We start from the raw sequence: 12,363 nt of genomic DNA, 5'->3' as shown, positions 1-12,363 counted from the left end.
TCTCATAATAAATTAAGTCAGCTTCAGGCTGGCTTTTTTTTGTTTACTGAATTAGGTTAAAGCAGTGTAGTTATATTTTTTGTACTTTCCTCTTGTAGACTGATGGTTTTGAAAACATGAACACTCTTAAAGACAACCTTATGGACAATCATTGTGCCATTGTGCGCTCAGATGATAATCATCGATTAAATATAAAGAAAAATCGTTTTAAAAGTCAAATGCTACAAGTAGTAATGGGTTTTCTTATTGTGACTATGAGTATGGTCTACGCACCTGCTAATGCGGCCAGTGCAGCAAATGGTGAGAGTGGAGAGAGTGCGAATGAGCCAGAAAAACAAACGCCTAGTAAGCCCGATAACTTTGCTGAATATGCGGCTCAGCAAGTCAATACGATTAAAGATGAAAATATCAGCATTTCTGGTATTACTGAAGAGGTATTTGATCCTACTGAGCGTAACGTAGTAGAGCAGGCAGGTAGACTACAAGGCGATACGGCACTGACCGGAGAATACAGCGAGAGCTACTATATAGTTGATAAACTGAATGCTGGATTGCCGCCTTTATCAGAGCCACCTAACTTAGAAACGCCGCTTGCAGCCTTAGAGTTTTTTCAGTCAGCATTAATGAAGCAGCAGTATGATTTGGCGGCTTATGCGCTAAACATGAACTTGATTGATGAGAAAAGCCAGCGCAGCCGTGCGCTTGATCTCACAAAGCGTTTGGATTTTTTACTATCTGAAAGAGAGTTGTATGTATTCGACGATATGCCAGATCGTCCTGATGGCTTGATTGAACCACCACTTGGTAATAACAGTAGTGTAATGGGTATCGCCAGACGATCTATCCAACTCGGCTCTATCGATTATCGAGAGCGCCGCGTTCCTATTTATTTGCAGCGAGTACGAGTAGGGGAAGGCGCTCCTATATGGGTGTTTTCGGCGCAGACAGTAGGCAATATTGATAATCTCTATGAGCAGTATCACCCAGCTGAGTTCGAACGTTATTTGCCCACTTGGTTAAAGCTAGATATTTTCGGGATTGCGCTATGGGAATTCTCAGCGCTTATCGTATTTTTCTTGCTGACCATGGGTGTGGGCTGGCTACTCAGTAAAGGTACTGAAAAAATCATCAACCATTATGTCGATGATGAAAAATATAGTATGTATGTTGGTAGCACTAATGGCGTTGCAGATTTGATCAGTAAGCTAACGGTGCCATTGACCTTTACAATCAGTTTCTCACTTGTATTTGCTCTGGTTTCAGGCGGTTTTCCTTATTTAGATGCCGTCGCCTCATCTACTCGTCCACTTATCTGGATTGGGTTGGTATTTAGTACCATGTGGTTAGGTATTCGCATTATTAACTTTTTTGCTAATCGCTATCAAGACATGCAGATTGAGAATTTGGCTGCAGAGCATTTTGATAAAGAGCGCCGTCGCCGTACTTACGTATCGATATTTCGCCGGGTTTTTATCTTTGTAATGATTTTGGGAAGTTTTTGGATAGGCCTTAGTGAGTTTGCCAACATGGAAGGTCTGGGCAAGACCTTATTGACCTCAGCTGGTATTGCTGGTGTGGTGATAGGTATCGCTGCCCAGCCAATATTGGGCAACATCATCGCTGGGGTACAGGTGGCAGTGACGCAGCCAGTGCGGATTGGCGATAGCGTGATAATGGATGGCAATTTTAGTACGGTTGAAGACCTGCGTTACACTTACGCTGTTTTAAAAACATGGGATGAACGTCGATTAATCGTGCCGATGCGCGAACTGATTACTGAAAAGGTCGAAAACTGGTCGCATACAGAAGTACATCAAACCTGTCCTGTATTTTTGTATATTGATTATGGTGCAGATATTGACGCTATTCGAGAGAAGTTTACATCGATGGTTAAAGAGAATGAGCTTTGGGATAACAAAACAGAACCTGAAATGTATGTGGTTGATGTGACTGAAAATACCATTCAACTACGCGGTGCTGTTTCATCAATTGGGCCTATAGAGGCATGGACGCTGGCCTGTGAAATACGAGAGCAAATGCTTGGTTATCTGTATACGCAGCAAAACAAATATTTGCCCACCGAGCGTTTTACTTTGACGAAAGGTGAATAGAAGTCAGAAACAACTATGTGCTTTGCAAGCTTCAAAACTGAGTTATTTATGGTTTGAGATAGGACGGCTATCGATAAAGACTGATTTGTGAAAAATAATCTGACAAATATAGTGTGTCAGCGAGGCGCTTATTTGTTATAATGTGGCGTTATTTTTATAGGATAACTGAGTGGTAGCGATAAGTCAGCACTGTGGATGCAGTTGTAATGATTAATCCGTTTTACCCTGAGCTCCTACCCATCAAAATAACCACCACTAGGGGTCTGTATGTTGCGAATTGTCGATGAAGCCTTAACCTTTGATGACGTTTTATTATTACCAGCCTATTCTGAAGTTCTGCCAAAAACTGCTGATCTGTCTACTCGTTTGACTAAAAACATCACACTTAATCTTCCGCTAATCTCTGCGGCGATGGATACTGTGACTGAGTCTGAAATGGCTATTACTATGGCACAGCTTGGTGGCATGGGTATTTTGCATAAGAGCATGGACATCGAAAAGCAGGCCACACAAGTACGCCGCGTCAAAAAGTTTGAAGCGGGTACTGTAGTTGATCCTATCACTGTACATCCAGAGATGACGATTGGTGAGTTGCTGCGTTTGACGCAAGACAACAATATCTCAGGTGTGCCTGTGGTCGAAAAAGGCACAGATAATGTTGTGGGTATTGTTACTCATAGAGATTGGCGCTTTGAAACCAATCTGTCGTTGCCAGTTAGTCAGATTATGACGCCAAAAGAGCAGCTAGTCACTGTACACGAAGGTGAAAGCAACGAGAACATCAAAAGATTGCTGCATGAGCACCGCATCGAAAAAGTTATCGTTATTGATGACAATTTCCGTCTGCGTGGTTTGATTACGGTTAATGACTTTGCCAAAGCTGAAAACAATCCAAATGCTTGTAAAGATGAGCAAGGTCGTTTGCGTGTTGGTGCTGCTGTAGGTACTGGCGCAGACACACAAGCACGCGTTGAAGCATTGATTGCTGCTGACGTTGACGTTATCGTCGTTGATACGGCACACGGTCACTCAAAAGGCGTGATTGACAAAGTTTCTTGGATTAAAGAGAACTACCCGCACGTACAAGTAATCGGTGGTAACATTGCAACAGGTGAGGCTGCAATTGCTTTACGTGATGCAGGTGCTGATGCAGTAAAAGTTGGTATCGGCCCTGGTTCTATCTGTACCACTCGTATTATCGCAGGTATCGGTGTACCACAAATCTCAGCAATTGATAATGTCGCTAGCGCTTTGAAAGACAGTATTCCATTGATTGCTGATGGTGGTATTCGTTTCTCAGGTGATATGGCAAAAGCAATTGCTGCTGGTGCATCATGTATCATGGTTGGTTCACTCATGGCTGGTACTGAAGAAGCGCCAGGTGAAGTTGAACTGTTCCAAGGTCGCTACTATAAAGCTTATCGCGGTATGGGTAGCTTGGGTGCGATGTCAGGATCAAATGGTTCTTCAGATCGCTACTTCCAAGATGCAAAAGACGGCGTAGAGAAGCTAGTGCCAGAAGGTATCGAAGGTCGTGTACCTTATAAAGGCCCAGTTGCTGGTATCGTTAATCAGTTGGTTGGTGGATTACGTTCATCAATGGGTTATACAGGTTCTGCAACTATCGAAGACATGCGTACTAAGCCACAGTTTATCAAAGTAACTTCAGCAGGTATGAAAGAATCTCACGTCCATGATGTGCAAATCACTAAAGAAGCACCAAACTATCGAGTAAACTAGATCGTTTAGTGAAATACCTTTCTTTTATAGATTTGCATCTTATTTGTGTTAGCTGAGACGTAAGGCTGCAGCGAGCTTAAGATACAAACAGCCAACAATGCTCTGTTATTGTTGGCTGTTTTTTTTGTAGAATACAGAAGCAGATTATTATAACAACAGTATTGCCTGCGTATACGTTTGGCCTTTTATTTTTTTTGACTTGAGGAGCACATAATGAGCTATTTCGGCACTGATGGGATACGTGGTAAATTTGGCGAATTACCAATCACACCTGACTTTATTTTGAAATTAGGCTATGTAACAGGGCTCGTTCTCATAGAAAAAAATGAAAATTCTACGCGTAAGCCAAGTGTGGTGATTGGTAAAGATACGCGTTTGTCAGGCTATGTGATAGAAGGAGCATTACAAGCAGGTTTTAATGCGGCTGGTGTTGACGTTTATATGCTTGGCCCATTACCAACTCCAGCGATTGCGCATTTAACTCGTAGCTTTAATGCAGATGCTGGTGTGGTTATCTCCGCCTCGCACAATCCTTATTATGATAATGGTATCAAGTTTTTCTCAGGCGACGGCAAAAAAATAAGTGATGAGATGCAGGCTGCAATCAACGATAAATTGACGGCAATTATGAATGATGCTAGTAATGACGTTGCTATAATGCCTATTCTTGATCCTGCACATCTGGGTAAAAACAATCGCATCGATGACGCAAAAGGTCGCTATATTGAATTTTGCAAAGGTAGCTTCCCTTATCAGTATGACCTCAGTCATCTGACAGTAGTGGTAGATTGCGCCAATGGTGCAGGTTATAGCGTCGCACCTAGAGTCATGCGTGAGCTAGGGGCCAATGTTATTGCCATCAATAACACGCCGGACGGTATCAATATTAATGCCGACTGTGGCTCTACTCATCCTGAAAGCTTACAAAAGGCTGTGCTTGAGCATGAAGCAGATGTCGGTATTGCACTAGATGGTGATGGCGATCGTATCGTAATGGTTGATGAGACGGGTAAGCTAGTCGATGGCGATGGTATCTTATATGTGCTTGCTACCCAAGGTAAAACCAAAGCCGAAGGCATCGTAGGTACGCTCATGAGTAACATGGGGTTAGAGCTGGCTCTAAAAGATGCGGACATTCAGTTTGCTCGCGCAAAGGTAGGTGACCGTTATGTGATGCAGGATTTAGAAGCTAATGGTTGGATATTGGGCGGTGAGCCATCTGGTCATATTCTCTGCTTAGACAAAAGTCGCACGGGGGACGCTATCATCGCTGGTTTGCAAGTACTGGCAGTCATGCAAGCTAGAGAACGTGCACTAAGTGAGCTTGTTGAAGGTTTTGAAGTGTTACCGCAAAAGCTAGTCAATGTGCGCTTATCTCAAATGCAAGATCCATTCAAACATGAAGAGTTGGTTGCTGCTTTTGATAAAGCACAGGCAACGCTCGAGGGTCGAGGTCGTCTGTTGATACGTCAGTCAGGCACAGAGCCTATGATTCGCGTGATGGTGGAATCAGATGATGAAATAGAGTGCGATGTTATGGCTAACGACTTAGCTGATCTTATCAAGTCGGTACTAGGCTAATATGATTTCAGACAATAACTGGTATTTACAATAACAACATTATAGTGTTCAAATAAGGAACTGCCATGAGCATGGATTTTACCGACCAACGCCTCTCATATGAGAAAGGTGAGCTTGACCAACAGTCAGTACCAACGTTACCATTTGAGCTTTTCAAAGCTTGGATGAATGAGGCATTAGCACAAAAAGTACAAGAGCCTTATGCAATGAGTTTAGCGACATGTGGCGCAGACAATAAGCCTAGCGTCCGCATTGTGTTGCTACGTGAGATTACTGAGACAGGTATCATCTTTTATACCAATTATGAAAGTGCAAAAGGGCAGGATATAGCAGAAAATCCTAATGCCGAAGCATTATTCTTTTGGCATGAGCTTGAGCGTCAAGTTCGTATCAGCGGTAGTATCGCGAAGATTGATCCTGATAAGTCAGCTGCTTACTTTCAAAAACGTCCCCATGATAGCCAAGTAGGGGCTTGGGTCAGTCAACCGCAAAGTGGGGAAGTGGCCAATCGTGAAGTCATGGAGCAAACGTTTGAACAGCTGCAAAATGCACATCCTGACAGTGCTACCGTGCCAACGCCAGAGTTCTGGGGTGGGTATGAGATTACGGTTGAAAGCATTGAGTTTTGGCAAGGTCGCGCCAATCGGATGCATGACCGAATTGCATATACGCAGAGTAGTAGCGACGACAGTGAACGCAATGAAGACCATACAAGCTGGACAACCAAGCGTTTATTACCATAGTTTTTATAGTTTGAAGTTATAGATGATACAAAACTAGAAAGCCGCTCTAAATCCCATTTTTTTGGTATCTAGAGTGGCTTTTTTACGTTAGCTGTTTACTTTATTGGGTATTATTTCTTATTTAAATTTTTACTCAATATCAGTATCGACATCCACTGAGACTGACATGCCAGGACGTAATCGTGCCAGTTCAGGCTGGTTTTGGTCTAGGTCGATGCGTACAGGGATACGTTGCGCAATTTTTATGTAGTTGCCTGTCGCAGGGTTGGCAGCAGCAGCACTAAACTCGCTACCAGTCGCTGGCGAGATATTACTCACATGACCTGTAAATTTAGCACCGCCAAGCGCATCGACATGGATGGTTGCAGGCTCGCCGACTGCCATATTGGCTATTTGGGTTTCCTTAAAGTTTGCAATAATCCAAATGCCTTTTGGCACGATGTACATGAGCTGCGTACCAGCGCTGACATACTGACCTTCTTTGACACTGACTTGGCTTAGCTGGCCAGATTCAGGTGCAGTGATAATAGTATTGTCTAGATTGATTTGCGCTTGCTTGACGCCTGCCTCAGCATTTTTAATATTTGCGTCCAGCGATGAGCGACTACCGCTAGTCTTTTCACGGTTCTCTTGGGCGGCTTGCAAATTGGCTTCTGCTTGCTGTACACCTGCTCGTGCTTGAGCCAATTGCGCCTTGATATGAGCAACTTCTGCTTTTGATACTGCACCCATAGCATCTAAACCTTGATAGCGATTTACATCTTCACGCGCGCTTTCTACGTTGATTTTGGCACTATATAAATCAGCTCTACGTGCTTCGATTTGTGCTTGGCTGGTTTGCGTGTCTTGTTCATTAGTAGAGCGGTTAGTGACTGCCACCTCTGTATTCGCTTGCGCTTGTTCAAGCTGCTGCTGAAAGGTTCGATCATCTATTTTTATAAGTAGGTCGCCCGCTTTTACATTGGCGAAGTCTTGCACCGCTACTTTGGTGACATAGCCAGAAACTTGCGGGCTAATGATAGTCGTCTGACCTTTGACAAAAGCATTATTGGTTTGTTGTACCGTTGGGGTAAATGGTGGAAGCCTCCATGCATACAAAATCAATGCCACACCAATAACAATCAATATGACTAACAAACCTAAATTCAAATAGGATTTTTTTTTGGGCGACCAGCGAGTAGTATCTGGTATTGGCTCTTTTGGTGGCATCGGTGTTTCATTGCTGTCTGAACTGTTTTTTATATCGCCTTCTGTTGTCTCAGTTGCTGATTCCGAAGAAGTTACAGCAGACTCTTCTTTACTTGTGGCGAACGCTATAGGTGTGTCTGTTGCTGGAGCGCCAGTTGACGTCTGAGGTGTTTGATTAAGCTCATTTGGTTTTTCTTGGCTCACGACGTACTCCTAAGTTTTCAATAAATATTCAAATGGACTGGCTATAAACAAATGGGGTGAAACATTATTAATATAATAAGCTAAGTTATTTCTGTTCACGCATTTTTGCAATGACCGCAAGCTCTTTAGCCAATGGATTGCGCTTGTGGTAACGGTTATAAAAATAATTGATCAATAAAATGATCGTAACGAAAGTCGCAAAACTGGCCATCAAAAAAAACAAATCGCTATAAGCGGAGACAGTTGCTTGGCGCTGAATCCCCTGCAACACTTGGCTCATTGCAGCCACATTCGCTTGGGCGACGTCCGTCGTTTGGTTTGACAACACATTACGAGTACCAGCAATTTGAGCGCTGAATGCAGGGTCACCCAAATTCAATGAGCCGACCATATCTGCATAATGTACTTGCGTACGAATGGTCGTAAATGCTTGAATGGCGGCTGCACCTGCCAATCCACCAACCGTTTGGGAGATACCAAAGATAACCGAAAAACTAATAATATAAGCAGGGCCACTGGCAATAGCTCGCAAAAATCCTTCAAAAACCAAAGGTCCCATGAAATACACTGCGGCAAATGCAATCAAAAATTGGCTAATATAAAACATGTAAGGAGCGGAATTAATAGACACTCCGACGTCCATCCAAGAACCTAAGGCAATCAGTGCCACTGCAAAAATAACGGGACGGCGCAAATCCATCGGATTGGTACTAAAAATACTAATCACCAAAGCCAACACACTAGCAGCCACTATGACAGCATAAAAAGTAACTAACTGATCGTTGCCGTAACCCAAATTGGCAAGTAGACCTGCAGCACCAACATTTTGTTCAGATAGCAAAATCCGCATGACTGCACCAGTAGTCATAAAGGCAATAATATTGCGACTACGCATCCAGCGGACTTGTAACATCGGGTTTTTTCGGTGGGTTTCAGTCCATAGAGCGATGCTAATCCCAACGATAGCAATCATCAGTGGATAGACGAGCCAAGGCGTTGTCCACCATAAAACCCTACCTTGCACCAAAATAACCGCCAGTGCAGCCAAACCGCTCGCAAAAAAAGCAAAGCTTAAAAAATCGAGTTTCTCAAATACCTTTTCTGTGTTGCCTGGTGGTAGCTCTAATATATTAATCAGCCCAAAACAAATCAGTGCTAAGCCAAGTTGAAATAAAAATAAATTTTCAAGCTGACCATCGATAGTGAGGTAGGGCGAGATAATCCGTGATAATGGAATACCAAACTGCACCAAGCCAAAACCCAGTATCAAACCACTAGTACGCTTGACGGTTGGCATACCTTGTAGACAATAGAATAACCCTAATATGGTCATGCCACTTGCGACCATACCGCTGAGTCCCCTTGCAACAATCTCTAGGTAATAGGGTTCAATTCTAATATTAGGTGTGTCTAATAGACGACTACTGATCAGCCACTGTAAACTTGTGGCAGCTAATAAAAAGAATAAGGTGACTTTACTGAAGAGTGACATGCCAAATTGTTGGCGAATTTTATATAGCAGAACGGTGATACAGGCGTTGGTCATGTTGTAACTGACAGATATCCAACCACCTTCAGCTGGCGTTAAGCCCAGTTGGCCCTGAATCTGAGTAAGGTTTGCGACGAGTAGACCGTTTTGGAAGCTGGCAGTGAGACCAACGAAAATGCCAATCAGTAAGTAAAATAATTTGCGGCGTGCAGGATGATCAGGGTTGGCAGGAGAGCCCACCATTATCGGTTGTTCATGGGGCTTAAACTGATATTCATTACTCATGGACGTACCGTAATCTGTATAAGTAAATAGAATGGCATAGAACAGATTCCAGACACAAAATTAGGTCAGTACGATGAAAGTTCATAGCTTAGAAAGTAAGGAAGTTACTAATGGAAATACTGGTCAAACTGGAAAGATAGCCCAAGAAATGCAGAGCGCATTTTATCATAACCTCTACAGCGCTTTTGTCATCACCGCGTAACTTATTGACACTGCTGAATAAAAATATAATAGTGTCTTATGCAATATGACGAGTGGTACAACAGGCAAAAAGTGCTATACGTATAAAAAACAGCTCTATACAGAGCTGTTTTTGTGTATCGAATAATTGTTCGATCAACTGGTACATAGTATCAGTTAATACCAAATACTAGTTCGATTCATCATATTTCGCTTCTAGCTGCATCGCACGCTGATAGCTACCAAGACTAGCCAGCTTTTCAGCATACTGCTTGATATGCGGGTAGGCGTCAAGTTTCTGACGCTTAGCAAGAATAATCAAGTCGAACGATAGCATAAAGTCAGCACCGCTTAGCTTATCACCAACGATAAACGATTTGCCTTCAACTGAGGTATCCAGATACTTAAACAATCTGGTTTTTTCTGTCTCGATATAACCGTTCAAAAACTCATTATCATTGATACCTGCTTTGTTAGTAAATAACTCAAGCATTAATGGCAACATAAGCGAGCTTTCTGCAAAATCAATCCACTGAAGATAATAGCCATAGTCTGAGCTATCTGTATCAGGACGCAGACGCTCTGGCGCAAATCGTTCAATCAACAGCTCAGTGATAGCACCTGATTCAGCATAAACCTGTCCATCCATTTCGATAACCGGAGACTTACCGAGGGGATGTACAGCCTTTAGAGAATATGGTGCCAAATGAGTCTTGGCATCGCGCTGATGACTAACCACTTCATAAGCAACGCCTAGCTCTTCTAAGAGCCATAGCGTACGTAATGAGCGTGATTGATTAAGATGATGTAAGCGAATCATGGTATCGACCTTGTTGCGTAGTGGGTTTGACTAACCTTTAAGCTTCGCCATTAGACGCTTAGCAGCTTCTTCTGATGAGGCAGGGTTTTGACCTGTGACCAGTAAACCATCTTCAACAACAAATGATTCCCAATCAGCTGCTTTTTCGTAGTTGCCGCCATTGGCCTTCAGTGCATCTTCTACCAAGAACGGTACCACATCTGTTAGGCCAACTGCGTCTTCTTCAGAGTTAGTAAAACCAGTCACTTTTTTACCTTTTACCAAGTACTCGCCGTCAACTTTTACATTTTTAAGCGCTGCAGGAGAATGACAAACAAAAGCAACAGGCTTATCTTGCTTAAAGAAACTCTCGATCAGGTTGATAGAGTCTTTATCTACTGCCAAGTCCCACAATGGGCCATGACCACCAGGATAAAATACTGAATCAAAATCTTCAGCATTCATGTCAGCAAGTTTTTTGGTATTAGCCAGATGCTCTTGAGCGTCTTTATCATCTTTAAAACGAGTCGTATCTTTGGTTTGCGTGTCTTCTGTGTCACTACTAGGATCTAGTGGTGGTTGGCCGCCTGCTGGAGAGGCTAGAGTTACATTGACACCAGCATCTAGAAAAGCATAGTAAGGAGCAGCAAATTCTTCTAGCCAGAAACCGGTTTTCTTACCAGTATCACCTAAACGGTCATGAGAAGTTAGTACCATTAAAATATTCATAATTATCCTTGTTTATTATTTATCTGTTAGTGTCTATGCAGACAGCAATCATAATAGCCAACAGTCATAAGTTTTATGTTGCATCATTAGCTATTTTTACTTGATTAGCCTGAATGCAAATAATGACTGTTAGCATTATTCCTGCTTTGTGAGCAACTTTCAGTAGTAATATTAGCAATTTATGTTGTTAAGTAGTTATTCATAACGACTGTTAATTGTTAGTGGCTACTTAACTAGTGAATGTGTAACTAGTAACTATTTAACATCAGATACTTTGATTACGGTTTTACCAAAGTTATCACCATTTAACATGCTGACAAATGCATTTGGGGCATTATCTAGACCATTAGTAATGTGCTCTTTGGTTTTTACTTCACCTGACTCTACCCATTTGCTCATGGTTTCTAAGAACTCTGGGAAGTGGTCGCCGTACTCTTCAAAAATAATGAAACCTCTGACCGTTAGGCGCTGACTTAAGATAAGACCCATCAGCATACCTAGGCGATCTTTGCCATCAGGCAAATCAGTCGCATTGTACTGTGATACCAGACCACATACTGGAATACGAGCGTGGTCGTTAAGTAATGGCATCACTGCATCAAATACTTTGCCGCCAACGTTTTCATAGTAGATGTCAATACCATCTGGACATGCTGCTTTTAACTGCTCAGCAAAGTCATCAGCTTTGTGGTCGATACAGACATCAAAGCCCAGTTCATTGACCGCAAAGTCGCATTTCTCTTTGCCGCCTGCCACACCAACAGTACGCAGACCATACTGGTTGCCCACTTGACCGACAGTGGCGCCTACAGGTCCAGTTGCTGCTGCTACGACTAAGGTTTCGCCTTTTTGTGGTTTACCGATATCAGTCAAACCCATATAACCGGTGAACCCTGGCATACCTAATACGCCTAAACCGTAAGAAGGGTTTGACATGTTTTTGTCTAGTTTCAGGACGCCTTCGCCGTCACTGACGCTGTAGTCCTGCCAACCTGAGTTTGATACGACTAGGTCGCCTACTGCGAAGTTATCGATATTTGACTCGACCACTTGCGCCACGGTACCACCCATGATGACGTCACCGACTTCTAATGGGTCTGCATAACTTTTTGCATCACTCATACGTCCACGCATATATGGATCTAGTGATAGATAGACAGTGCGTAGTAGCATCTCGTTATCGTTTGGCGTTGGTATATCGCTGGTTGCCATGTCAAAATTGTTAGCAGTTGGTTCGCCATTAGGACGGCTAGCCAATTTAATTTGACGGTTTGTTTGTTGATTCTGTTGTTTGTCGAAGCTCATTGTAGGACT

Annotated in this window: 9 protein-coding genes; 4 read left to right on the top strand and 5 right to left on the bottom strand. The window is 42.9% G+C overall.

From position 1 onward, the window contains the following. Nucleotides 1-116: 116 nt before the first annotated feature. The 4 genes from ACT3QQ_RS04235 to pdxH all read left to right on the top strand — a co-directional run bounded on the left by ACT3QQ_RS04235 (nt 117) and on the right by pdxH (nt 6,175). The gene (locus ACT3QQ_RS04235) at nt 117-2,111 is read left to right on the top strand and encodes a mechanosensitive ion channel family protein (RefSeq protein ID WP_444527046.1); all 1,995 of its coding nucleotides are present in this window, start codon (nt 117-119) and stop codon (nt 2,109-2,111) included. Between the two features lie 267 nt (nt 2,112-2,378). After that, nucleotides 2,379-3,851, top strand: a complete 1,473-nt coding sequence (gene guaB, locus ACT3QQ_RS04230; RefSeq protein WP_444527045.1) for an IMP dehydrogenase — start codon at nt 2,379-2,381, stop codon at nt 3,849-3,851. Nucleotides 3,852-4,064: 213 nt separating this feature from the next. Next, nucleotides 4,065-5,432 carry a phosphoglucosamine mutase gene (glmM, locus tag ACT3QQ_RS04225; protein ID WP_444527044.1) on the top strand — a complete coding sequence of 456 codons (1,368 nt, stop codon included), beginning with the start codon at nt 4,065-4,067 and terminating at the stop codon, nt 5,430-5,432. A gap of 71 nt (nt 5,433-5,503) precedes the next feature. Next, nucleotides 5,504-6,175, top strand: a complete 672-nt coding sequence (gene pdxH / locus ACT3QQ_RS04220; protein WP_444527062.1) for a pyridoxamine 5'-phosphate oxidase — start codon at nt 5,504-5,506, stop codon at nt 6,173-6,175. A 129-nt stretch (nt 6,176-6,304) separates the two neighbouring features. On the opposite strand, the gene ACT3QQ_RS04215 is transcribed toward pdxH, so the two are convergent. The 5 genes from ACT3QQ_RS04215 to ACT3QQ_RS04195 form a co-directional block, all read right to left on the bottom strand. Beyond that, complete coding sequence (locus tag ACT3QQ_RS04215) at nt 6,305-7,567, bottom strand: HlyD family secretion protein (RefSeq protein ID WP_444527043.1); 1,263 nt, start codon at nt 7,565-7,567, stop codon at nt 6,305-6,307. Nucleotides 7,568-7,652: 85 nt separating this feature from the next. Continuing rightward, nucleotides 7,653-9,341 carry an MFS transporter gene (locus ACT3QQ_RS04210; protein WP_444527042.1) on the bottom strand — a complete coding sequence of 563 codons (1,689 nt, stop codon included), beginning with the start codon at nt 9,339-9,341 and terminating at the stop codon, nt 7,653-7,655. A gap of 370 nt (nt 9,342-9,711) precedes the next feature. Further along, nucleotides 9,712-10,341, bottom strand: coding sequence for a glutathione S-transferase family protein (locus tag ACT3QQ_RS04205; RefSeq protein WP_444527041.1), 630 nt, complete (start codon nt 10,339-10,341; stop codon nt 9,712-9,714). 30 nt (nt 10,342-10,371) lie between these two features. Then, nucleotides 10,372-11,049, bottom strand: a complete 678-nt coding sequence (locus ACT3QQ_RS04200) for a type 1 glutamine amidotransferase domain-containing protein (protein ID WP_444527040.1) — start codon at nt 11,047-11,049, stop codon at nt 10,372-10,374. Nucleotides 11,050-11,304: 255 nt separating this feature from the next. Continuing rightward, nucleotides 11,305-12,354: an NADP-dependent oxidoreductase gene (locus tag ACT3QQ_RS04195; protein WP_444527039.1), complete on the bottom strand. Its 1,050-nt coding sequence runs from the start codon at nt 12,352-12,354 to the stop codon at nt 11,305-11,307. Nucleotides 12,355-12,363: the final 9 nt, after the last annotated feature.

The sequence above is a fragment of the Psychrobacter sp. AOP7-A1-24 genome (assembly GCF_052376235.1).
GTDB lineage: Bacteria > Pseudomonadota > Gammaproteobacteria > Pseudomonadales > Moraxellaceae > Psychrobacter.
Note: the sequence above shows the minus strand (reverse complement) of the source record. Positions and strands in the feature narration are given on the sequence as shown.